Below are 24,394 nucleotides of genomic sequence, written 5' to 3' on the forward strand. Positions count from 1 at the left end.
AAGCGAAATTGAGACGGCAAATTTAGCGATTTAAGGCCAAACTATGCCAAGAAAAACTTGGGTATTGCCAATAAAATTTTAATCGATGACTTCTCTCTCGAGAAAGTAATTCACGATGGCTTCTTTCATCAATACAGATTGTTCTCCGGCCTTGAGTGGCGGCAGCTCTTCCTTGACTTTATAATGCGGCCAACCGTCACGGTCTACATAATCGAACTGATAATAGCCATAAGGTTCAAGCAAACGGCAAATCGCGATGTGCATCAGGTTGACTTTCTCGTCTTTCTTGAATTTCTGATGTAATTTCCCGAGTTCTTGAACACCCACCAAATAAATAATCGCTTCCAGGTCAAGATTTTCGCCTTGGGAAAAACGATCGGAAAGCAAGGCTACAAGCTTTTCCCAGCGGGCTTTGAGTTGTTGGTCTCTGGACATTTCTGTAATGGGTTTAAACGGCAGCAAAGATAAGGAGTTGGGTCAGATTAATGCGAAAGGTTTTCTGTTATATTTGTCATCGAATCGAAATCGGGCTGATGAATCTTTTAGACCTTTTTATTGTTTTCTTTTTAGTAATCGGAATCATTCAGGGTTTTCGGCGCGGATTTTTTGTCGAGCTGGCTTCTCTAGTGTCTATGCTGTTGGGAATTTTCATCGCCATTAAGTTTTCGCACCTGACGCAATCTTGGCTGATACATCAAACGCATTGGAATCCGAAAACAGTTCAAGTAGCCGCCTTTGCACTAACCTTTATTCTAGTAATTATCGGGGTTTCGATGCTAGCTAAAGTCTTTACGACCATTGCGAACCTTGCCTTTTTAGGTTGGGTAAATTCTGTTTTTGGTAGTATTCTGGCGTTGTTACGCGGGATTTTGGTGTTGAGTATCTTGTTGAATTTATTCCAGAAGGTTGAGGGTAATTTCAGTTTGATCTCGCAAGAAGCAAAGCAAAAATCCGCACTGCTGGAACCAATTCAAGAGGTTTCTAGAAAAATCTATCCTTCTATTTCAAAGTGGTTCGAAAATTTCCAGTCCACGGATTTTGAATTCGACCACCAACAAGAACACTGATTACTTCACCTCACGAATATTACTGGCTTCAATCCATCCTTCTGCGCCGTCGGTCAGCGCTACTTTTCTCCAATCGTCTAAGGTTTCCAGCACATAAACTTTTGTGCCTTCGTGCAAAATAAACACATCGGAACTATTCGTTTTGGGTTCGCCTTTCACTTGGGCTGATTCGGCAAAAACAATTGCAGGGCGTTCGTTCTTGTAATGGTCTTTTTCGAAAACAGCGGCCAGAATACTAATCAGAACCAGAAAAACCAACACAAACATGCCGATAAAGAAAATGCGTTTAGATAGCGTAGTTTGCGAGAAGTAGTATCCCAGAAAAAACAATAGAAATAAGGTAGAAAAAACTACCGCAATCCACGCCCAAGAATCGTAGTGAAAAATTCCCGTGAAATCGCGCAGCAGTTTGGCAAAACCCACTTTGGGAACTTCCTTGATTTCGTCGATGGTCATTTTCTGCGCAAACTTCAGGTTGTTCTGAATTTCAGCATCGCCCGGGCTCAATACTAGTGCTTTCTCGTAATTGTATATCGCCGGCGCAACTTGGTTGAGTTTGTAGTAACAGTTCGCCAGATTGAAATAAACTTCTGCCGATTGTTGTTTGCCGTCGAGAACACTTTGATAGGCTTCGATTGCGGCTTGGTATTGTCCTTTCTGGTAGAGTGTGTTGCCTTTCTCGAAACCATTTTGGGCCCAAATCACTTGTTGGAGCAAAAGAAATACAAAAGCTAATTTTTTCATCTTAGGTTCGGTTAAGCGAGTTGTTTTTCTAAATCGGAGATTAGCGCGACGGCTTTTTCGTAATCTTGTTGGATTGCGACACTAGAAGCTGGTGCATAACGTGCCATTTCACAGTTCTCCACCAAGCGGATTAACGATTTCACGGTTTCCGGTTGCGCGTTTTTAGCCAAGAGCACGTCTTGAATTTTATCTTTGCTCATCTCGGAAGTTTCCATGTGCAGCTTGGCTTTAAGGAAATTGTGCAACGCTTTCTCTAGGGCAATATAAAATGGCTCTTTGTTGCTGATTTGGTTTTTGGCCTCAGAAAGATATTGCTTGGCGAGTTTGTTTGATTTGCGGATTTTGTTCCCGGCCACGTCTGAATCAATCGCTTCTTTTTTCTTTTTGAGCAGCACAATTACAGGAATTACTCCTACAGGCAATAACAGTAAGAAATAGAATAAAGTCGAGCCAAGAAAATCGTCCTGATGCATTTTCTCTAAACTAGTCTTGAGCTTGATGTAACGAAATTGATCGCCTGCAGCAACTTTCATTTTGTTCACCCCGGAATTGTTCTCTGCTACGGCGCCCGAGTTGGCAGTCGGTCCGTCCATGACGGTAATCATGATTTCCGGTGAAGTGATCGTCTTATATTTTCCGGTACTCAGGTCGAAATAACTGAACGACATCGGCTTAATCGGATATTTGCCCTTGAATTGCGGAATAATTGTATAGGAATCCGAAATGCGGCCATTCATCCCGGAAAGTGGCGTTTGTACTTGCTCGTTATGCACCGGATCGTACATCTCAAAAGAATTTGGCACCACCGGTTTGGGCAACGAGAACAATTTGAGGTTTCCGGTTCCCGAGGCCACCACTTTCAAATCTAGTGATTCGCCATTTTTGAGATTGGTTTTGGAAGGCGTTACGGTAAAATTGAATTTGCCCACAGCACCAGAAAAATCAACAGGCTTTCCGGCTTCGGGCAAAGGTTTAACGGTAATGGTCTTGCTGCCTGCCGAAACGCGTTTGTGGTCGTCCATGACTTGCACGCGCCCAAAGAAATCGCGGCGGTTAGTAGGCACTTGCACATCGATATCAAGCGATAAAGGTTCTATTTCGAGTTTGCCTGATTTCTGTGGATACAATACGGTCTTTCTCAAAGTCACGAAACGATAGCGCTCTCCGTTGTAACGGCCTTCTTCAGCTACCAATTGTTTAATATCGATATTCTGGCTCCAAAAATCATTGTATTTGGGTTTGTTGAGTTCGCGCCAGTTGGTAATTCCGATGTTGTAACTGAAATAAAGTTTGTAAACCACGGTAATCGGTTCGTTGACGTAAGGATTTCCTTTAGAGATTTCAGCCACCAAATGGATCGCATCATCTGCAGAAACTTGCGGCTCATCGTTCGGGTCACGCGGTTGCGGAACCGCCGCAGTTACCGTAATTTTGACCGGATTGGTTTTATAAATTTGACCGTTAATTTCAACTGAAGCTTGTTTGATAGTCAGCACGCCTTTTTGCATCGGCAACAGAAAATAAGAATACGATTTGTTGAACGAACTTCTGCCGTTGATCCAGGATTGACTGACTTGCTGGCTCGGCCCGGCCACGATGCGGAAACCATCAAACGAAGGCGGCGAGAAATTGTCTCCATCGGCATTCATCGTAAAATCAATGCGGAGCCTTTCGTTGAGCCCGAGTGTGTTTTTGCTGACTTTGGCCTCAAATTGTACTTGCGCCCAAAGCCCGTGGAAACTAATCAAAAACAGTATTAAAAACTTCTTCATTTTCTTGACTTTCTATAAATAGAACCTACCAATCTTTCTCTGTTTGTACTGGTCTGCCTTTCACTTTCTTGGCGTTGACTTTATCTTGTACTTTCTTCTCTTCGTTGTTCACTGCCTCGAGCAAGTTTTGCAAACGTTCTTTAGAAATGCCGCCCGGTTTGGGTTGCGGCTGGTTTTGTTGGTCTTGCTTGCCTTGGTCGTCTTTCTTGTCTTGATTGCCTTGTTTGTTGTTGTCTTGGTCTTTTTCCTTTTCCTTGTTTTGGTCTTTTTTGTCGTCTTTCTTGTCTTGGTCTTTGTCTTTCTTGTCGTCCTTCTTGTCCTTCTTCTTGTCTTTCTTGTCGTCTTTCGGCGGATTTTCCTTCAGCATTTTCTTGGCCAAGGCAAAGTTGTACCGCGACTGCTCATCTTCGGGATTGTTTCTTAACGCATTTTTGTAGGCTTCGACGGCTTGGGTGTAGTTTTTCTCTTTCATGTACACGTTACCCAAATTGTGAAAAGCTTGATGCTTCTGGGGTTTATCAGTAGCGCTTTCAAGGGCTTTCAGATAGGAATACTTCGCTTCACCGGCTTGATTCTGGCGGTAAATCGAGTTGCCTAGATTGTAAGATGCCGTAGGATTTTTGCGTGTTTTGGATAATGAAATCCGGTAATCCGCTTCGGCATCGGCGTATTTTTTGGCCTCGAAAGCGTCGTTCCCTTTGGGCAAATGCTTGTCGGTTTCTTGAGCAAATCCGGCCAAAGAAAACAATAATAAACTATATATCAGGAGTTGCTTCATCATTCTTTTTCATTAAACAGATTCAACTTCTTGATCCAGCCCGTGCGTCGGTCCAAAAGGAATATATCGACAAACAACAAGACAAACGCAATCCCTAAAAACCATTGGAACTGCGACTGGAAATCGGCCATTTCGGTAGCCTCGAATTCGGTTTTCTGAATGTTGTCGAGCGCCTTTTTGATGTATGCCAAAACTTCTTTGGTATTGTTGCCATTCACATAACCGCCTTTGGTTTCCTTAGCGATTTCCATCAAACTTTGCGGATTGAGTTTGGTAATGACTACTTCATTGTTATTGTCGCGTTTGAAATTCTGCACCACACCATTTTCCTTAATCGGAATTGGGCCACCTTTTTCAGTTCCGACTCCAATGGTAATGATTTTCATGCCGTTCTTGTTGGCTTCGGCGGCAGCTTCTAGTGCGCCTTCGGAGTGGTCTTCTCCATCAGAAACCATGATGACCAATTTGCTGGTTTTGTTGCCTTTATCGAAATAAGTCGAACAGAGTTTGATAGCTTCATCGAGCGAAGTTCCTTGAGAAGAAACCACCGAGGTATTCATGCTCTGCAAAAACATCTTTGAAACGCCGTAGTCGGTTGTAATCGGCAATACCGGAAACGCACTTCCGGCATAGGCAACAATTCCAATTCTGTCATTGCCCAATTGGTTGATGATTTGCGAGACAAGTTGCTTGCTTTTCTCTAGGCGGCTGGGCGCAACATCTTCGGCAAGCATACTTTTAGAAACGTCGATTGCAAAAACAATGTCGATACCTTCGCGCTTGACGGTTTCCATCTTGGTGCCGATTTTCGGATTCACCAAACCAAGAACCAACGCCACTAGAGCCAACATCATTAAAGTAAATTTCAACACCGGTTTGAAAACGGACCGATCCGGGCTGAGCCTTTTGACCAAAGCCAAGTCGCCAAATTCGCGTTGTTTTTTTCTCTTCCAGAGCAGCACGTACAAAAATAGCAGCACCAGCACGGGAATGATTCCGATCCAATAAAGATAGCCTTGTTCTTCTAGTTCGTACATTATATAAAACTTTTAAAAACCGTGTTGCGCAAACCTACTTCTAACAATAGTAGCGCGCCAGCCAATAACACCAGTGGTCGGTACTTCTCGTCGTAGTCGTAAAAACGCAACTCTTCAATTTCGGTGGTTTCGAGCTTATTGATTTCGTTATAGATTTGCTGCAGTTTTGAATTGCTTGTCGCACGGAAATATTTTCCTCCGGTTTTTTGGGCGATGTTCTGCATGAGTTTTTCATCGATTTCTACCTGCATCATCCGGAACAAAAACTGTCCGTTGGGTGCAATCGCGTATGGAAATTCAGCCATTCCGTTGGTACCAATTCCGATGGTGTACACCTTGATACCGTATTGTTCGGCAATGTCTGATGCGGTTTCGGGTTCAATAAATCCGGCATTGTTAACGCCGTCCGTAAGCAAGATAATTACTTTGCTTTTGGCCTTACTGTCTTTCAATCGATTGACTGCTGTGGTGAGGCCCATTCCAATTCCGGTTCCGTCTTGTAGGGTGTTGTCGTATTTGATACTTCTGATGGCATCCTGAATGACGGCTTTATCTGAAGTAACAGGTGTTTTGGTGTAAGCTTCTGCGGCATAAACCACCAGCCCAATTCGATCGTTAGGGCGTTCTTCGACAAATTTCGACGCTACTTTTTTGAGCGCCTCCATTCGGTTAGGTTTCAGGTCTTTGGCGAGCATACTTCCGGAAACATCCACAGCAATAACAATGTCGATTCCGCGCGTGGTTTTGGTTCGGTTGCTCACATCAACGGTTCTCGGACGCGCCATGGCCACAATCAGTGCGCTTAAAGCCAACAATCGCAGCGCAAACAAAAGCGGTTGCAATTTCGCCAATAACGAAGGCTTGCTTTGAAAACCTTGAATCGAGCTAATCTTCAATGTAGGCGCTTGGGTTTTTCGCTTGAACCAATACCAGACAATCGCTATCGGAAGTAGCGCAAAAAGCCAGAAAAACTGAGGGTTTAAAAAGGTCACTTCTTTCATGATCCCAGTTTTTTAAGTTCTACGGAATTCAAGATGCGTTCGAAAATCTTTTTGGCATAAGTGTCGCCTTCCTCGTGCATCATGACAATTTGCTGCAAACCGCCTTCTTGATTGAACAAGACGATTTCATAATAAACCCTTGTGCTACTATTGGTGAGGGCATTCAATCTGGAAAAAGTACCGTAGGCTCGAATGCCTCTGACGCCTTGTTTGGTGTCAAATTCTTCTTGCTTCACGAGCATATTCTGCGCGCCGGTGGTTTCCAACATGTTGATGGAGCCTTCCACAGACTTCGATAAATCGAGCTCGCCTTCTTGTTTGAATTTCAGCGTCGACACCATGACTTGAAAGTCATCAAGCAAACCGCCATAACGGAAACTTTGCATTTCTTTAATCAGCGCCATATTTTCTTTGGGCAAGAGCTTGCTCATGTCGGTTCTTTTGAGCACTTGCGGAGTTTCGATGACCACCGCCGGATTGCCATATTCGCTATACACCCATTCGCCTTCGAGCAATTCTTTGGAATCGTTGCCCAAGATTTCATCTTTCACATAGGCAAACCCTTTAGTGGTAATCAGGTAGGTAAGCACCGCAACGACAATTCCTAAAACTACTGCCGTCGCCGTAATGATGCGCGATTTTCTCTTTTTCTTGAGTTGCAGTTTGAGTTGTTCCTGACGTTGCATTTCGTTGAGCAACAATTCTTCTTTGTCTTCCTCAATCACTACCGGAATAGCTTTGTCTAAAATGACAATAGAACTTTCTATTTTTTTTCGGTCTTCTGTGATTTCAAAGTCTAGCGGTTTTGATTTAGCAAATTTGACCAAATCGGCTTGTTTTAAAACGCGCTCCAGATTTTCGATGGTTTCTGGCGTGAGCTTCATTTTCTTTTTCATCGAGGCGGTTCGCAAACCTTCAATGAGTTCTGAAGTCGTGCTTTCCATGGCCGGGATTTCAATCGCTTCTTCTATGTAGGTTCGCGCGATATCGGTGAGTTCGCTATAATAAGCTTTCACTTCGCCTTTTTGCCAAAGTTGTTTCTTCTCTAAAGTATTGAGTAAACTGGTTGCCTTTTCGATTGGCGTTTTGTAGATTTCCTCCTCTATTTTTTTCGTTTGGCGGATTTTCAAATACCAATAAACAAAAGCACCTATTCCGGCTAAAAGAAGCAAAGCCAAAAACAGTTTCCATATCCAGCTTTTGCTCGACGGAACTGCTGCTATGGGTTTGATGTCGTACATTTTCTGCCGTAGCGTGTCAACCTGAACATTGGCCACTTCAATACTTAGACTATCGGAGAAATAGGGTTTGTTGTTGATTAAGACCGTGACTCTGGGAATGACATATTTTCCGCTATCGAACTGGGTTAATCCGTATTTTTTAATCAACTCATATCGGCCGCCGTTTCTGACAGTATCGATTTTATAAGATTCAATGACTTCAAGTGCACCGATGTTTTTCGGGTTCGGGAAGGCTACTTTGGCCGTAGTATCGACGGAAGTTTTGAGGGTAAGTTTGAATTCGCCTCCAATTTTTTGCTTGGTTTTATCGAGGCTTGTCACTAACGGTTTCTGTTGCGCGAAAACAACCACTGAGAGCAGCAAAAAGCAAAGGGTAAAAAACCTGTTTTTCATTTTTATCCGCAGTTTATCTCGATTTAAAATAACCTAGTAACTTGGTAACATAACTCTCATCAACTCTAGTACTGACCACGCCAGCGCCCGATTTACTGAAGGTTTCCCGAAAATACGCGACCTTGTCTTGATAGTATTTTTCGTAGTTCAACCGCACTGATTTTGATCCGGTGTTGATCCATTGCACCGCGCCAGTTTCGGCATCTTGCATCGACACTACGCCAAGGTTAGGCATTTTTTCCTCGCGCACATCGTAAACTCGGATTCCGGTGATATCGTGCTTTTTGGAAGCTATTTTCAAGGTTTGCTCGTATTCGCCGGTCATGAAATCGGAAATCACAAACACAATCGCTTTTTTCTTTTGTGTGCCCGAAAGGAATTTCAGCGCTTGGGCCAAATCGGTTTTTTGGCTTTTCGGTTGGAACTCGATTAGCTCGCGAATGATCCGCAATACATGTGAACGGCCTTTCTTGGGCGGAATGTAGAGTTCGATTTGGTCTGAAAACAAAATCAATCCAATCTTATCATTGTTCTGCGTAGCCGAAAAAGCCATTGTCGCGGCAATCTCGGTGACAATATCTTTCTTGAACTGGTTTTGTGTTCCGAAACTTTCCGAACCACTGATATCGACCATCAGCATCATCGTGAGTTCGCGTTCTTCCTCGAAAACCTTAACGTAAGGTTCGTTGTAGCGCGCCGTTACGTTCCAGTCTATGGCCCGAATGTCGTCTCCATACTGATATTGTCGTACTTCAGAAAATGTCATGCCTCGGCCTTTGAAAGACGTATGGTATTCGCCCGAAAAGATATGATCGCTCAATCTTCGGGTTTTGATTTCGATTTTCCGTACTTTTTTGAGAAGGTCTTTTGTTTCCATCATTCAGTTGCTGGTTGCCGGTTGTTAGTTATTGGTTTTGGAAAGAATCCATCAACCAATAACCATAAACTATCAACCATTAAGGTACTTCAACCTCGTTGACGATTTTGTTGATGATATCTACTGAAGTGATATTTTCAGCTTCGGCCTCATAAGTAACCCCAATTCTGTGGCGCAACACATCGTGAACCACCGCACGCACGTCTTCAGGAATGACATAACCGCGGCGTTTGATAAAGGCATAACATTTTGCTGCGTTGGCTAAATTGATGCTACCGCGCGGCGAAGCACCGAAACTAATCAGGTGTTTGATGTTTTCGAGCTTGTATTTCTCAGGGCTTCGGGTAGCGAAGATGATATCGAGGATGTATTTTTCGATTTTCTCGTCCATGTATACCTCGCGGACTACTTCTTGGGCGCGCAGGATTTGCTCTACGGAAACCACCGGCTTCACTTGTTCATAAGCTCCCGATAGGTTCTGACGGATGACCATGCGCTCTTCTTCGAGTTTTGGGTAATCGATGACCGTCTTGAGCATGAAACGATCGACTTGGGCTTCCGGAAGCGGATAAGTTCCTTCTTGTTCAATCGGGTTTTGGGTAGCCAATACCAAAAACGGCTTGTCTAGTTTGAAAGTGGTATCGCCAATGGTAACTTGTTTTTCCTGCATCGCTTCGAGTAAAGCAGATTGCACTTTGGCAGGCGCTCGGTTGATCTCGTCGGCTAAAACGAAATTGGCAAAGATTGGCCCTTTTTTGATGGAAAACTCGTTCTGTTTGATATTGTAAATCATCGTCCCGATAACATCGGCAGGTAAAAGGTCTGGAGTGAATTGGATCCGGCTGAAAGAACCGTGAACCGCTTTAGACAGAGTGTTAATGGCTAAAGTTTTGGCGAGTCCCGGAACGCCTTCGAGCAAAATATGACCTTGCCCTAAAAGCCCAATGAGCAATCGTTCTACCATGTGCTTCTGACCCACGATAACTTTATTCATTTCCATGGTCAGCAAATCGATAAAAGCACTTTCTCTTTCAATCTTTTCATTGATCGCCCTGATGTCGAGCGTCGATGTAGTTTCTTCCATTTTCGGTTAGTTTTAAGCCGTGAATTGTTCTGTTAAAATTTTCGGTGCAAATTGAATTTTTTTTTAGACGCTCGATGTTAAAAAATGGTTAAAAGTTATGCGAAGCCCCGAATTTTAAGGAGGAATTGTGATTGTCTTTTTATATTTTTAAGAAGCCCAAAAGCACGGGCAAACCAATCATATTTGTAAGTTTACCAAATCAAAGAAATCTTATGGAACACACAACTTTTTCAAAGCTGATTGCCGGAGTGATGACTTGGGGCAGTTGGGGCAAAAACCTCAACACCTCGGATATGGAAAACCTAATACAAGTATGCCTGGAAAATGGGCTCAGCAGTTTTGACCATGCGGATATTTATGGCGGTTACTCAACCGAAAGCGCCTTTGGAACTGCTTTAAAACAAAGCGGAATCGACAGAAAGAAAATCCAACTGATTACAAAATGCGGCATTCAATACCAATGTGAAAATCGCCCGAACCAAATCAAACATTACGATTATTCGAAAGATTACATTATTTGGTCTGTGGAAACTTCGCTTAAAAACCTGCAAACTGATTATTTGGATTTGCTGCTCTTGCACCGCCCGAGCCCACTAATGCATCCTGAGGAAATTGCCGAGGCGATTCATCGATTAAAAACCGAAGGTAAAATCTTGGATTTCGGAGTGTCGAATTTTACTGCTTCTCAAACCGATTTAATCCAAAGTGCTATTAAGGTAAATTACAATCAAATTCAGTTCTCGGCCACACACTTGCAACCGATGCTCGACGGCAGCCTCGATTATATGCAAACCCAAAACATCCGACCGATGGCTTGGAATCCGCTGGGTTCCGTATTTAAACGCGATGATTTGCAAGCACAAAGGGTTTTGTCTGTAGTAAACAAACTGGCTGTAAAATATGAAACCGCTCCCGATTTGATTTTGCTCTCTTGGATATTAAAACACCCTGCTGGGATTCTTCCGGTTTGTGGCACCGCCAATCCCAAACGAATCAAACAGCTTATCAAAGCCACTGAAATTGATTTGGAATTACAAGACTGGTTCTCGATTTGGGTGGAAAGCACCGGCAATAAAGTGCCTTAAGCCATGATCAACAAGCGTCTTTTAATCAAGAACCTGCTGGCTCACAACGATGAGTGTAGTTTCTATGATAAAAAGCGCCAACTCAACCTGCATTCGCGTGAAGGCAAGGCGAAATTCCTAAAGCATATCTGCGCACTGTCGAATTCGAATCCGACCAATAATTCTTACATCGTCGTTGGTGTAGAAGATCATGATAATTTAATTGTAGGCGACGATTTCTTCGACGATAGCCGCATTCAGAATCTGGTCAATGCTTTTCTGGAAAATCCACCGAAAATACAATATGAGAATGTGCCTTTTCCAAATCTTCCGAAAGGCAAAGTTGTCGGATTGGTGACCATCAAACCGAAGAATCGCGTGTCTTTTTTTAAGAAAGGCATCCACACTATTTTGGCCAATACGGTTTTTGTCCGCGTGGGCAGCAACAGCATGCCGCTCGAAGGCAAGTTTGAGAAAAACTACCAAAATACCGCAACGGTAATCAGCATTGAGAACAGCTCGCGAAACAGCGTAGGGTATACGCTCGACGGAGTCATCGACTTCATGAATTTCCGCCACAAAGACATGGACTCGAAATACAAGGTGTTTAAAGAGCTTTTTGTGATTTGTTGGGCCGGGATTTCCAAAACCGTCCGCGGGCAAGAATATCTATCGCGCGTTGACATTGAACTTATCAACGAACAAGTCAAGCTTTTTTATTCCGCCCAAGACGAAGTCACGATTGTTTATGATCAAAACAGTTTCACCATTACCGAATATGTCGCCCTAGGACTCAACGACAAAACGAGTTACTATCCTTTAGAGAAACAAACCATCCGTTTTTTTGACAACGGCTACTACAAAATTGACCGCGAGATGCTCTTTGAACCGCCGGAATTCAACAAAAAAATGTTGTATCATATCTATAATGCCAATATCGCGCTTTTGGGGCAACTGCAAAAAGGATATCGGCTCTCGGCTCGCGAACAGAAAGATTTAGAAAACCTGCCGTCTACTTTTATGATTTGTTACCTCAACGGTTTTGATGAGGCCAAGCAAAAACTCATCGATGCCAAACTGTTATTGAAACCTTATGCTGGCATTTACCAGTCATTTAAAGAGGCGCTCCGGATTTTGAGAAAGATGAAATACGATGTGCAGTAATTACTGTTTTTTCAAAATAACACGAATGGTTTTGTAACGTTGCTCGCGGAAATAACCCACGATATAAATGCCATCGGCCAGTTGGTCAAGCGGAATTTTCCCTTGGTTGTTTTTCAAATTGGCGACGTATTTCCCGCTAATGTCGAATACAAAAACGTGACTAATTTTGGCATCGATGAGCAATTCTCCGGAACTAGGGTTGATTATATTTTCGGTTGTATTTAGCGTTTGGTCGAACAAAAACAAAGGGCTTGAAAACGGCACCGAAAAAGCGCTCTCCACTTTATCTTGCAATTGCTCGGGTTGATATGAACCGTAAAAAGCTTTGACAATGAGCCGGTAAAAATCTGGTTGGTTTAAAATCAGAGGCAACTCGAATTCATTGTGCAAATAGTCGATAGCCGATCCGAAACCCGAAATGAACAGCGCCTCTATAGTAATCGTATTTTGCTCGACCGAATACTGCCAAGTTTGAAAATAGTAAAGCTCTGCGGCCTGAGTGTCAATACGCACTTTGAGGTTTTTCTCTAATTGGGAAATATTTACCCTTGCGATATGCAGTGCGCTCGCGTTAAAGAAAAACAACAGGCACAAAAAACAGGAAATCTTTGTTTTCATTTTAATCGAATTCATTTAACCCATACAGGATTTCTTTCATTTTCGTGCCGTTGATTTCCACCGGTTTATAAGCAACCTTAAACTTCTCGATGGCTACATTAATATCGGATTTGAGCTTTTTATACTCTACCGGCAATTTCGATTCGCAAGGAATTTCGTTTTCATAACTGCTCAGAATGATGCCGAACTTTTCATAGAATTTTCCACCTTGATCAATGAAATTGTTGTATTGCGAGATGAACTGCAACAGCCTGTCAATAGGAAAATCTAGATTCACCTGCATTTTATACTGCGCCGAACCGGTGGTGGTTTTCATCTTATCTAGATAGTCTTCCATTTTCTGGGTCAAATTTTCCCAGTCGTCGTTGGTGCGGCAGTTTTCCAGCGAGGCGTTGTAACCTATCGGCTTGGTATAATCTTTAAACAACAACTCGATGTCTTGTTTGATTTTATCATTGTTGTTTTGCAGAAAAGCAGTCTCGAAGTAAATCGTGTTCAAGTCGTTTTGCATACGAAGCGAAAAATCCAGTATGCATTCCACCTTGGCGAGTTCTTTTTCTTTTTCCTCTTTAGAAAGCGACGAGGTAAGCATGCCTCCGAAGGTCTGAATGACTGAAGCGACAGGATTGGCCGCCAACAAACTCGTAAGCTCGAACGCGCTTTTCTTTTCCTTCTTGGTCGAAACCAATTCTTTGAGTTTGCCGTATTCCGGGTATTGGTTCGGGTTGGCTATTTTACTAATCTCGTTGAAAGTACGCACCGAAGCGAAATGATGGTCGAGGCTCAAGACTTTTTCATACAGGATTTTGATAATTTGCAAACCCTTGAGGTACCGAACTTTGGCCACATCGTTGCCATTGTCTTTTTGCAACTGCCGAATTTGATCTTGAATCAAACCCTTTTGAATCAGCAAATCAACTTTGGCTTGAAGAATGGTAACCGATTTCAGTTCGTCGTCAACAGCCTGTAACCTGGCGTGCTCAATTTTGAACAGCCTAACATACTGCTCGTTGATGGAGTCAATAGATGCCGAGAGTTGCGCCAGAATGACATTCGGATTGGTTTCGTTGTCAGAAAAAGTAGCGAAAACGTTCGTCGCTAGCAACAAAAATAGCGTCGAGTAGAAGATTTGGGTTTTCATCATCCGTAGGGTTGAGTGGCGTGTACATTTTTAATAGGTTCATGGCGTGTAAATCGATATGGATAATAAAAAGCGAAAAAAACAACCTGTCTAATGAAAGTGAAATAATAGCGTTTGCAATATTATGGATGTGCTGGAATAACTTCTAAATCCAAAGTACTCCAATCGTCGGTTTTGTTTACTAAATCTTGCCACTCACATAGGTTCTCTTGAGTTACCTTTTGCCCATTGACACTGACAATTTGATCGCCAAGTTGGTATTTGTTCTGTGATTTTTCTTTAACTGATACCACCAGTTTATTCTCGTATACTTTGGCGTAGTAGGTTACTTTTCGGCTCAATTGGCTCTCAATAGGATTTTGATTACGTTTGATGTAAACCTTATTGTGTTGGTAATCAATTAGCCAATCAAAAGCTTTGATGAAATTGATGCCGATGTTTTGGGCTTTGATCGATGAGGAAACCGAGAGTCTGGTCAATCCTTTTTCACCGGATATTTCGTAGGGTACAGTTTCGTATAACTGATCTATGCTTTTACCAGCATTATTTATAGTCGAATATATCGCACCTTCAAATGTTTTTGAAGGATATTGGGAAAAATCCAGTTGATTCGAAAATGGAAAAATGATACTCCCTGAGTAGCCCGTATCTAGCTTAAACTTATGTTCTTTACCATCGATTTTTAAGAATACAAATATTTGATTTCTATTGCACTCAGACTTAATCAATTTGTAAGAGTCAATATCTGATTTGCTTTTAATTTCGCTCGCTCTGATATTACAGATTCTTTGATTTGTAAAATCTAAAAACACGCCAAAGTCATTCTGAAAAAAAGCATCCAGCCCAACAATGCCTTTAAACAACAAGCCTTTAGAGCAAGCACTTTGGGGCATCTGAGAAAATAAAACCAATTTATTCTCACTCTCAAAAATCGTTGACTGTAGTTTGACTGTTAATAATTTATTTTGGCTCTTTTTTCGATCAGCTCCAACATGACTGCCAAACCTCGCTATCTTTTTTTTGCTGAACTCAGGAATTGCATTCGAGTCATTTACCACAGAGGTTGTAGCACCCGAATCAAAAACAAAGGATTGCTTTTTATTCTCTAATTCGACTTCGAAAACAGGAATTCCTTTGGACGAAATGTCAATACACTCTTCCTTTAGAACAATTTTCTCATTCATCACATATTTTACTGCGGTGCATGAAGCCAGCAAAGCAAAAAATAAAACCAAAACTACTTTCATACGTTGACAAGTTGATGAAGCAGCCTGAAAAATAAATCCCAGGCTGCTGTCCTTTTTTAAGGCATATCTTGTATTACTGGTCCTCCACAAGGCACTATTTCGCATATCAAATCGACAACTAATTTGATCAAACACATCCAGCAAAATCTATTCTGATTGTTTAAGGTAGCTCCTTGTAAGGCTTTTAAGCCTCCTTTGCTACTTAATAGTGCCAAATTAATCATGGATTTTCCGTCATAAGTCTTCAACACGGTTTCCGAATTCGCCCCAGTCGATAAATAATTAAAAATATCACTTAAGAACTTTTCCTCTTCTTTCGCTGGAACTGTAGTGCCGATTTGGTTCTTTAACCACTCTTGATAAGACATTCCTTTAGTGTAAGTTCCTTTAGCGGCTGCCACGGCGACAGTCATAGCTGATTTAGTGTAACTGCCATTTTGTGCGTTGGCAACCAATCCGAATAAAAATGAGGCAATTAATGTAAAAAATAATTTTTTCATGGCTAATAAAAATTTTAATGTTAAATAAAAATTGAGTTTTAATAAGATCGCGAATCTTGTAGGGTAAAGCTACTTTGCAAAAACCAAAACGCGCGGCAGATTTTCTGTAACTAATGTTAAATTAATCGCGAGCAAGTTGCTATATGCACCCAAAGAATTAATCTGTGGATGCTGTAAAACATCTTTGGGCAGATTTTCATATCTTGCCTGCTCTGAAATTCATCTATGAGAACACTAGTCATTGGCGATATTCACGGTGGTTTACGGGCTTTGCACCAAGTGTTTGAACGTGCCAAAGTAACCCCAGAAGACTTGCTTATTTTTTTGGGAGATTATGTGGATGGTTGGAGCCAGTCGCCGCAAGTATTGGATTTTCTGATTTCCTTACAACAAACCCACTGTTGTATTTTCATGCGCGGGAACCACGACCAACTGCTCTGTGATTGGCTGCGTGAAAGTAAAGACAATCGGCTGTGGCACCAACACGGTGGCGAATCGACGATTATGGCCTACACCAAAGTTACCGCCGCAGACAAACAAAAGCACATTCGATTTCTTGAGTCATTGCAAGACTATTATCTCGATGATCAGAACCGTTTGTTTGTGCATGCCGGATTCACCAATATGAATGGCGTGGAGTTCGAATATTTTCCGAGAATGTTCTATTGGGAACGAACGCTTTGGGAAACCGCGATGTCATTCGATAAAAATCTAGACTACGATTCGCCGCGTTATCCTCGAAGGCTAAAAGTTTATGAAGAAATATACATAGGCCATACGCCGGTAACCCAAATTGGACGAAAAGTGCCTACGCAAATGGCCAACGTTTGGAACATTGACACCGGAGCCGCTTTCAAAGGTAAGCTTAGTATTCTTGATGTTGAAAGTAAGGAGTTCTGGCAAAGCGACGCACTACCCGACTTATACCCTAATGAAAAAGGTCGAAATTAAACCGAACTTACTATCTTTGGCCTAAATTTAATTCCATATAGCCATGAGAAAAATTATTACGGTATTATTATTAGGTTCATTTTCACTACTGAGCGCACAAGCATACAAAGGCAAAGGCGATATTAAAGGTCAAGTGGGAGCGAACCTGCAAGACCACGGAACCGGGATTTTCTTTTCCGGTGATTACGGTGTAGGCGAAAATATGTCGTTCGGGTTTACAACCAATTATCTGTTGAGTACTCGAGAAATTGAAGGGGAAAAAGCAGATTTTGGTGATCGTTTCGATTTGAAAGTTCGATTCAACGCCAATTTGGGCAATGTGTTTCAACTCGATAAAAAAATGGACATCTATCCAGGTCTTAATTTAGGATTGCGTAATTTCGGCGGGCATTTGGGTTTCCGTTATTTCTTTACTGACGGATTCGGATTGTTCTCAGAAGCTGGTATCCCGATTGCGAAATACGATTCAGACGTTTACGGATTTGACCATTACAACAATCAGTTTGTGTTCAATATTGGGGCGAGTTTCAATTTGTAAAAACAATTCAATAAAAAGAAAAAGCGGCCTGTAATAGGCCGCTTTTTTTATGGAAAAAATTCAGAATTAAATTCGTGCCATTCGTGTTCGTTTACAAATCAAACTTGATGCCCTGAGCCAACGGCAAATTAGTAGTGTAATTGATGGTGTTGGTTTGTCTTCTCATATAGATTTTCCAAGCATCAGAACCTGATTCACGTCCGCCGCCAGTTTCTTTTTCCCCGCCGAAAGCACCTCCAATTTCAGCTCCGGAAGTTCCTATATTGACATTTGCAATTCCGCAATCTGAACCGGCAACTGACAAGAACTTCTCGGCCTCACGCAAGTTATTGGTCATGATTGCAGAAGATAAGCCTTGGGCTACCCCGTTTTGCAATTCGATGGCATTTTCCACTTCGCCTGAATATTTCAACAAGTACAAGACAGGGGCGAAAGTTTCGTGCTGCACGATTTCAAATGAATTTTGAGCTTCTGCAATGGCCGGTTTGACATAGCAACCACTTTCGTATCCTTCGCCAGTAAGCACGCCTCCTTCTACCAATATTTTCCCACCTTCGGCTACTACTTTTTCTAATGCTTTATTATACATTTCAACTGCGTGTTTGTCAATCAGCGGGCCGACATGGTTGTTCTGGTCTAGCGGATTTCCGATGCGCAATTGTTTGTAAGCACCTACGATGGCGTCTTTCACTTTATCGTAAATACTCTCGTGGATAATCAATCGGCGTGTAGAGGTACATCTTTGACCGGCTGTTCCGACAGCTCCGAAAACAGCGCCAATCACGGTCATTTTGATATCGGCATCTGGAGTAACGATAATGGCATTGTTTCCTCCGAGTTCTAATAATGATTTTCCTAAACGGGCAGCCACTGCTTGCGCTACGATTTTACCCATTCGGGTAGAACCTGTGGCTGAAACCAACGGAATTCTAGTGTCGGCCGTCATGAGTTCACCGATTTTGTAATCCCCATTGACCAAACATGATATTCCTTCAGGCAAATTATTCTCTTTTAAAACTTCGGCGATGATGTTTTGACAAGCAATGCCGCAAAGTGGGGTTTTTTCGGATGGTTTCCAGATGCAAACATCGCCTGCAATCCAAGCCAAGGCCGTATTCCAAGACCAAACGGCTACAGGGAAATTGAATGCTGAAATAATCCCGACTACACCTAACGGATGATATTGCTCGTACATTCTGTGCCCAGGACGTTCTGAATGCATTGTCAGCCCGTGCAATTGGCGCGATAATCCTACGGCAAAATCGCAGATGTCGATCATTTCCTGAACTTCTCCGTATCCTTCTTGTAGGGATTTACCCATTTCGTAGGAAACCAGTTTGCCCAGCGATTCTTTGTGCTTGCGAAGTTTCTCTCCGAACTGGCGCACAATCTCGCCGCGTTGTGGTGCGGGCATGAGTCGGAACGTTTTGAAAGCTTCGGTGGCTGCTTGCATGGCTTTTTCGTAATCAGCTGCGGTAGAAATCCTCACCGAGCCTATCAATTGACCGTCAACCGGTGAATAAGATTCGAGGATTTCGCCAGAAGCAAAGTTGTTTTGTCCGGTAGAAGTGCCTTCGTTCAAGGACTTCACTCCAAGTTGGGCTAAAGCTTCGGTCATGCCGAATTGTTCTGCTATTGTTGTGGTCATAATTTATTTTTTTCTAATTACATCGATTTCGGTCGCAAAAGTAAATAATAATTGACTATGATTGATTTTTAGTTAATAATTCGTTGGGCAACGGCAGCCCTAGCCCTGATGGCAGCGGCATCCTTTTGCGGTGCGTCAGCTGAGCGAAAGATATAGCGGACAGCAGGTTCCCGGCTCCTAAAAAAGCAAAGATTGCCACAGATTAAATCCTGTTAAAGTGCGTTTATTTGATATACTTCGGATCGGTTGCCATGACGGTGCCACATTGCTCGCAAGTTCGAAGTTGTTCCGAGTTGTAAAAATGTTCGTAGTGAGGCAGGAAATCCTGCTCAATATCGTGTAATTCAAAATAAACCTCGTGGAGTTTGTGGTTGCAATTTTCGCAAAACCACAGCAGCCCGTCTGTAAAGCCTTTACCTGCTCGTTTGCGTTCGATGACCAAGCCGATTGAATTTTCTCCGCGCACCGGTGAATGCGGTGTTTTGGCTGGATGCAAGTACATATCGCCTGCGCTGAGTTCCATTTCCTTTCGCTGGCCGTTTTCTTGAACTATGACTTTGATGGTACCTTCGAGTTGGTAAAAAAGCTCTTCGGTTTCATTGTAATGATAGTCTTTTCTGGCGTTCGGGCCCGCGACTACCATGACGATATAATCTTCCGAGTCGGTATAAATGCTTTTGTTGCCCACCGGTGGTTGGAGTAAATGACGGTTTTGATCGATCCAGCGGTTCAGGTTGAAAGGTTTCTGAGCCATGACTAAATTGTTTTTGATAAAAAAGGATAGTGCCCGACTATCCTTTGTATAAATTTATTTTGCTTCCTTAATTAGGTATATGTACACCGGAAAGTGGTCGCTGAAACCAATTTCGTTGGCGCCATGCCGCAGCGGATAGCCTTTGTATTGGCCCACTTTGGTAATCATGTAGGGTTTATTGTATATGCCGGCTTTCCAATAACGGAATGAAGAATAATCTGGCTTGATAAGGGTTTCAGAAACCATAATTTGATCAAAGATATCACCTGCATCACGATAGAACAAAGTGCAATGCCCGTCTTTGGCCATTTGTTCGAACGGATTATAAACCCCGAATTCTTTAACTTGCTCTTTTTTAAGTTTGGCTCCGATGCCTTCCTTGACGCTTTTGTTGTAAGTACCGTCGTTCAAATCACCCATGGCAATAATTTTGGCATTCGGGTTGACTTTATAGATGGAATCCATGACTTTTCGGGCTAAGCGTCCGGCTGCTTCGCGGAAAGGACTACTTTTTTTCTCACCGCCCGAACGTGATGGCCAGTGATTGACCATGATGTTGACTTCTTCACCATCCAGAAAACCTGTTACCAACAGAATATCTCGCGTGTAAACTCTATCGCCGGTTTTGACCTCGATTTTGTCTTTGTCAAGTTTGTCTTCGTCGGTTTCTTTGTCTTTTTCTTTTTCTTCTGTTTTATAAATCAGCAACGGAATATTGACCGAACTAGTGGGTTTAAAGTGTTTCTTCTGATACAATAACGCCACATCGATACCTCGTTTGTCCGGCGAATCATAGTGTACGATGCCGTAATCGTTTACCGCCAGTTTGGGCTGCTTGACTAAATCTTCTAAAACGCCACGGTTTTCGATTTCGCAGCCGCCAATAATTACTGGTGAATTTGTGGTGTTTTCTCCGGTTCCGATTTCAGAAAGCACGCGAGCCAAATTCTCGAGTTTTTGGTGGTACTTCTTCGAGGTCCAGTTTTGGGCTCCATTGGGCAACCATTCTTCGTCGTTGTTGGCTTGGTTAATCGTGTCAAAAAGGTTTTCGAAATTATAGAACGCTACGGTGTTAATGACGTATTTCTTTGCTTTCTTTTCCTGAGCTTGGACTCCGCCGAAGGTTAAACTCAGCACAAATAGGGCAATTAAGTTGCTCACTCTCATTGTTTGATAGGTATTAATTTAAGGTAACCAGAAGGATAAATTTAGCAGCCAAAAGTATGTAATATTATTAAAAGATGTACATTTGTCGGCTGTTAAGTTTTTATTAAGCTCGACAAAATCAAAATTTAAATTAATCTTTATTTATGAGAAAACTTGTTTTTAGTATCTTATTTGTGATGCAGGTGGTTTTCGTATTCGCACAATCCGGTTCAGGTGTTACAGGAAAAGTGGTGGATTCAAAAACTCAGAAACCATTGCAAAATGTGGTCGTCACGATTTTGAATTCTCCACTGACAGAATTGACTGACGCTAGTGGAAAATTCACCTTTAAAGAGTTGTCGCAAGGAAACCAAGTCTTGGAAATCAAGACACAAGGTTACACCGAGCAGATGATTCCTGTAGAAATTGTATCGGGAAAAATCCTCGATTTAGGAGTCGTCCTCTTTGTAGAAGACCAAACCCAAGAGCAACAATTAAGCTTAGTAACGATTACTGAAAACGATTTGGGCGACGACAATAGCGGCTCAGAAAGTACTTCTGGTTTGCTTCAGGCCAGTCGTGATGTATACCAACAGGCGGCAGCTTTCAACTGGGGACAGGCAAGATTCAGAATTCGAGGTCTTGACAACGAATATGGCACTACTATGATTAATGGGGTTTCCATGAATAAAATTTACGATGGTCGCCCACAATGGAGCAACTGGGGCGGATTGAATGATGCCACAAGAAACCAAGAATTCACTTCTGGTTCTGCGCCATCTGATTATACTTTCGGAGGTATTTTAGGAACGCAGGAAATCAATACTAGAGCTTCAATTTACAGAAAAGGTTCAAGGATTTCGTTTTCGGGAACCAACACCAACTACAGTTGGAGAACCATGGGTACACATGCCTCAGGAATGAATGCCAAAGGATGGGCTTTTGTGGTTTCGGCTTCAAGAAGATGGGCTGAAGAAGGCTACTTTGAAGGCACAGACTACAGTGCTAATTCGCTCTTTGCCAGTGTTGAGAAAAAATTCAACGATCACCACTCTTTGAATTTTACCTCAATTTATGCACAAAACTACAGAGGCAAAAACTCACCTAACACTCAAGAAGTTACTGATATCGCAGGTGTAAAATACAACTCTTATTGGGGTTGGCAAGATGGAGAAAAAAGAAATTCCCGTGTGAAGACCGTTGAAGAGCCTATCTTAATGTTAAGCCACTATTGGAAATTCAATTCTAAAACCAGCTTAAACACAAACTTGAGTTATCAAATCGGTAAAATCGGCAACAGTCGTCTGGATTTTCAAGGTCAGGACAACCCGGATCCAACTTATTACAGAAATCTGCCCAGCTTCTACACGACTCAATTTGATGACAACGGAAACTACATAGGCAATAGCGCGACAAACGTTCTGGAAGCTTCTAGAGCCAAATTCCTAACTAATCGTCAAATCAACTGGAACGAAATATATGATGCCAACCGATTGAGCACCGACGGAAACAGTTATTACGTGCTTTATGAAGACCGCACCGACGACGAACAGTTCAATGCCAATACAATTTTGACTTCTCAGTTGAGCGACAATGTGATGATGAATGGTGCCGTGAATTTCCGCAAACTTAGATCGAACAATTTCCAGTATTTGCTTGACTTGCTTGGTGGAAATTACTACAAGGATTTTGATAATTTCGGTACAGGTTCGCAACAAGAACCCGACTTGAACAATCCGAACAGAAGAGTATACGAAGGTGATAAATTTGGTTACAACTACAATTTATACGCTACAACAATCGATGCTTTTACTCAGTTCAAGTTCACTTACAAAAAAGTCGATTTCTACATGGCGCAAAGCTACAGCAAAGCTTACTACCAAAGAGAAGGTTTGTATAGAAACGGTTACTATCCTACCAATTCATTCGGTAAAAGCGAGAAAATTTCATTTGACAACTTTGGTTTCAAAGGTGGTATGACTTATAAAATTTCAGGACGTCATTTTATCGATTTAAACGGATATTATGCTACGAAAGCTCCGAACTTGAGAAACACTTTCCCGAATGCTAGAGCGAACAACAACGTTTATGACAATTTAGAAAGCGAAGTGATTTCAAGTACCGATGCAAGCTATATCATCAAAACGCCAAAGATGAAAATGAGATTGACTGGATTCTATTCTTACATCAAAGGATCGACGGAAACTTCGTTCTTCTTTGCTGATGCTATTGATGATGGAAGTGACGATAATGGCGATAGCGCTTTCGTTGCAGAAACCATCAACGGTTTGAATAAAAAGAATGTTGGAGTCGAGTTTGGTTTGGAGTATCAACTCTCTAAAACAATCAAAATGACTCTTGCTGGAACCTATGGTGAATTTACCTATGATAGCAATCCAACCGTACAATTAAATATTGACGATCAGGCGACGGCTACTAATACCTTCCCAATCAGAGATTACGGAAAAGCCAATATGAAAAACTATAGACAACCGGGAATGCCACAAACTGCAGCTTCTTTTGGGTTGGAATATAGAGCCCCTAAATTTTGGTGGATTGGCGCCAATGCCAACTATCTAGCCAACAATTACATTGATGTGGCTCCAATTTTAAGAACTGACGCTTTTTTACAAGACCCTACATTTGGTAACAGCGGCACTCCATTCTACGAAGCTACTCAAGAAAGAGTGGATCAGTTGTTAGAACAGGAAAAGTTCAAAGATTTCACTTTAGTAAATTTAACAGGTGGTAAATCATGGAAAGTAGGTAATCAAACTTTTGGTTTCTTTGCCAGCATCAACAATGTTTTTGATATTACCTATAAAACCGGTGGCTTTGAACAAGCCAGAAACTCAAGTTTCAGACAATTGAACCAAGATGTTTCGCATCTGGACACTAATGGAGCTTATGTAGCGCATACGCCTTCTTTCGGGCCAAAGTATTTCTACGGATTTGGCAGAACTTACTTTGTGAACCTTTACATTAATTTTTAATTTAGTATCATGAAAAAAATATCTTTATATGCAATTGCTGCCATGTGTGCTTTGGCATTTACAGGTTGTACCTCAGAAAGCGATATAGAAAACAAGCAAACCAAAAGAACCTTGTTTATAGAGAACTTTTCAGATAATACGGACAATACAAATTTGGATACCCCAGGATGGATTAATTATGCCCAGATTGGCACCTACAAATTTACAGAGGAAATCTTTGAAGGCAACGGCTATGCTCAGTTCACTTCATTTCAATCTCAAGCTAGCAACAGACAGCCTTTGAATGTGGCTTGGTTGATTTCACCTGCCTTTGACATGGACCAACAAGAAGGTGAAAAATTAGTTTTTCAAGCCGCTCATGCTTTCTTGTCTTCTGCTGATAATACATTAGAATTAATGGTTTCAACTGATTTTGATGGAAATATTGCTAACTTTAATCAAGCTAGTTGGGTTAATATTCCTGTGAAAACCCCAACTGTATTTAATGATTTCTACGAATATGTAAATTCTGGAGAGGTGGATTTATCAAGGTTTCAAGGAACTTTACATTTCGCTTTTAAAGTAAAAGGATCTGGAACCAATCAGAATCTAGACGCAACATACCAAATTGATAACATTCGTTTATACTACTAAGAA

General features: G+C 42.0%; 23 protein-coding genes. 7 read left to right on the plus strand and 16 right to left on the minus strand.

Translation table 11 applies throughout. The features are described from left to right. Positions 1–78 precede the first annotated feature (78 nt). Positions 79–435, minus strand: a complete 357-nt coding sequence (locus tag G4D82_RS02400) for a hypothetical protein (protein ID WP_166334053.1) — start codon at positions 433–435, stop codon at positions 79–81. Between the two features lie 98 nt (positions 436–533). On the opposite strand from G4D82_RS02400, the gene G4D82_RS02405 reads away from it, so the two are divergent. Further along, positions 534–1,067 carry a CvpA family protein gene (locus G4D82_RS02405; RefSeq protein WP_166334055.1) on the plus strand — a complete coding sequence of 178 codons (534 nt, stop codon included), beginning with the start codon at positions 534–536 and terminating at the stop codon, positions 1,065–1,067. Here the strand turns inward: G4D82_RS02405 and G4D82_RS02410 are convergent, their stop codons facing one another. The 8 genes from G4D82_RS02410 to G4D82_RS02445 all read right to left on the minus strand — a co-directional run bounded on the left by G4D82_RS02410 (position 1,068) and on the right by G4D82_RS02445 (position 9,994). Beyond that, a complete protein-coding gene (locus tag G4D82_RS02410; protein WP_166334057.1) occupies positions 1,068–1,811 on the minus strand; it encodes a tetratricopeptide repeat protein in 744 nt (247 codons plus the stop codon). It lies immediately after the preceding gene. Between the two features lie 11 nt (positions 1,812–1,822). Then, entirely contained in the window at positions 1,823–3,583 is a 1,761-nt protein-coding gene (locus tag G4D82_RS02415) for a BatD family protein (protein WP_166334059.1), read from the minus strand. 25 nt (positions 3,584–3,608) lie between these two features. After that, a complete protein-coding gene (locus G4D82_RS02420; protein ID WP_166334283.1) occupies positions 3,609–4,361 on the minus strand; it encodes a tetratricopeptide repeat protein in 753 nt (250 codons plus the stop codon). Continuing rightward, entirely contained in the window at positions 4,361–5,398 is a 1,038-nt protein-coding gene (locus G4D82_RS02425; RefSeq protein WP_166334061.1) for a VWA domain-containing protein, read from the minus strand. The genes G4D82_RS02420 and G4D82_RS02425 overlap by 1 nt, the downstream gene beginning before the upstream one ends. Beyond that, entirely contained in the window at positions 5,398–6,399 is a 1,002-nt protein-coding gene (locus G4D82_RS02430; protein WP_166334063.1) for a vWA domain-containing protein, read from the minus strand. Before G4D82_RS02430 ends, G4D82_RS02425 begins: the two co-directional genes overlap by 1 nt. Then, complete coding sequence (locus G4D82_RS02435) at positions 6,396–8,033, minus strand: BatD family protein (protein WP_166334065.1); 1,638 nt, start codon at positions 8,031–8,033, stop codon at positions 6,396–6,398. The genes G4D82_RS02430 and G4D82_RS02435 overlap by 4 nt, the downstream gene beginning before the upstream one ends. A 13-nt stretch (positions 8,034–8,046) precedes the next feature. Beyond that, positions 8,047–8,910: a DUF58 domain-containing protein gene (locus G4D82_RS02440; protein WP_166334285.1), complete on the minus strand. Its 864-nt coding sequence runs from the start codon at positions 8,908–8,910 to the stop codon at positions 8,047–8,049. A 79-nt stretch (positions 8,911–8,989) separates the two neighbouring features. Further along, positions 8,990–9,994, minus strand: a complete 1,005-nt coding sequence (locus G4D82_RS02445; protein WP_166334067.1) for an AAA family ATPase — start codon at positions 9,992–9,994, stop codon at positions 8,990–8,992. A gap of 212 nt (positions 9,995–10,206) precedes the next feature. On the opposite strand from G4D82_RS02445, the gene G4D82_RS02450 reads away from it, so the two are divergent. Then, positions 10,207–11,079, plus strand: coding sequence for an aldo/keto reductase (locus G4D82_RS02450; protein WP_166334093.1), 873 nt, complete (start codon positions 10,207–10,209; stop codon positions 11,077–11,079). A 3-nt stretch (positions 11,080–11,082) separates the two neighbouring features. Then, positions 11,083–12,222 carry an ATP-binding protein gene (locus G4D82_RS02455; protein WP_166334095.1) on the plus strand — a complete coding sequence of 380 codons (1,140 nt, stop codon included), beginning with the start codon at positions 11,083–11,085 and terminating at the stop codon, positions 12,220–12,222. Here the strand turns inward: G4D82_RS02455 and G4D82_RS02460 are convergent, their stop codons facing one another. The 4 genes from G4D82_RS02460 to G4D82_RS02475 all read right to left on the minus strand — a co-directional run bounded on the left by G4D82_RS02460 (position 12,223) and on the right by G4D82_RS02475 (position 15,728). Continuing rightward, a complete protein-coding gene (locus tag G4D82_RS02460) occupies positions 12,223–12,840 on the minus strand; it encodes a T9SS type A sorting domain-containing protein (protein WP_166334097.1) in 618 nt (205 codons plus the stop codon). It abuts the gene before it with no gap. Position 12,841: 1 nt separating this feature from the next. After that, positions 12,842–13,984 carry a hypothetical protein gene (locus G4D82_RS02465; RefSeq protein WP_166334099.1) on the minus strand — a complete coding sequence of 381 codons (1,143 nt, stop codon included), beginning with the start codon at positions 13,982–13,984 and terminating at the stop codon, positions 12,842–12,844. A gap of 119 nt (positions 13,985–14,103) precedes the next feature. Continuing rightward, positions 14,104–15,363: a hypothetical protein gene (locus tag G4D82_RS02470; protein ID WP_317167550.1), complete on the minus strand. Its 1,260-nt coding sequence runs from the start codon at positions 15,361–15,363 to the stop codon at positions 14,104–14,106. Beyond that, positions 15,285–15,728 carry a hypothetical protein gene (locus G4D82_RS02475; RefSeq protein WP_166334103.1) on the minus strand — a complete coding sequence of 148 codons (444 nt, stop codon included), beginning with the start codon at positions 15,726–15,728 and terminating at the stop codon, positions 15,285–15,287. Before G4D82_RS02475 ends, G4D82_RS02470 begins: the two co-directional genes overlap by 79 nt. A gap of 225 nt (positions 15,729–15,953) precedes the next feature. On the opposite strand from G4D82_RS02475, the gene G4D82_RS02480 reads away from it, so the two are divergent. Further along, positions 15,954–16,679: a metallophosphoesterase family protein gene (locus tag G4D82_RS02480; RefSeq protein ID WP_166334105.1), complete on the plus strand. Its 726-nt coding sequence runs from the start codon at positions 15,954–15,956 to the stop codon at positions 16,677–16,679. A 43-nt stretch (positions 16,680–16,722) separates the two neighbouring features. Continuing rightward, complete coding sequence (locus tag G4D82_RS02485; RefSeq protein ID WP_166334107.1) at positions 16,723–17,217, plus strand: DUF6646 family protein; 495 nt, start codon at positions 16,723–16,725, stop codon at positions 17,215–17,217. 91 nt (positions 17,218–17,308) lie between these two features. Here G4D82_RS02485 and amaB read toward each other — a convergent pair whose 3' ends face one another. The 3 genes from amaB to G4D82_RS02500 all read right to left on the minus strand — a co-directional run bounded on the left by amaB (position 17,309) and on the right by G4D82_RS02500 (position 20,786). Beyond that, positions 17,309–18,865 (minus strand): L-piperidine-6-carboxylate dehydrogenase, encoded by a 1,557-nt coding sequence (gene amaB, locus G4D82_RS02490; protein ID WP_166334109.1) that lies wholly within the window; start codon positions 18,863–18,865, stop codon positions 17,309–17,311. A gap of 223 nt (positions 18,866–19,088) precedes the next feature. Continuing rightward, a complete protein-coding gene (locus G4D82_RS02495) occupies positions 19,089–19,619 on the minus strand; it encodes a 3-hydroxyanthranilate 3,4-dioxygenase (protein WP_166334111.1) in 531 nt (176 codons plus the stop codon). Between the two features lie 54 nt (positions 19,620–19,673). Continuing rightward, the gene (locus tag G4D82_RS02500; protein WP_166334113.1) at positions 19,674–20,786 is read right to left on the minus strand and encodes an endonuclease/exonuclease/phosphatase family protein; all 1,113 of its coding nucleotides are present in this window, start codon (positions 20,784–20,786) and stop codon (positions 19,674–19,676) included. A gap of 143 nt (positions 20,787–20,929) precedes the next feature. On the opposite strand from G4D82_RS02500, the gene G4D82_RS02505 reads away from it, so the two are divergent. Next, positions 20,930–23,758 (plus strand): carboxypeptidase-like regulatory domain-containing protein, encoded by a 2,829-nt coding sequence (locus G4D82_RS02505; protein ID WP_166334115.1) that lies wholly within the window; start codon positions 20,930–20,932, stop codon positions 23,756–23,758. Positions 23,759–23,767: 9 nt separating this feature from the next. Next, positions 23,768–24,391 carry a choice-of-anchor J domain-containing protein gene (locus G4D82_RS02510; protein WP_166334117.1) on the plus strand — a complete coding sequence of 208 codons (624 nt, stop codon included), beginning with the start codon at positions 23,768–23,770 and terminating at the stop codon, positions 24,389–24,391. Positions 24,392–24,394: the final 3 nt, after the last annotated feature.

Origin of the sequence: Flavobacterium lotistagni (assembly GCF_011392125.1) — a bacterium.
GTDB lineage: Bacteria > Bacteroidota > Bacteroidia > Flavobacteriales > Flavobacteriaceae > Flavobacterium > Flavobacterium lotistagni.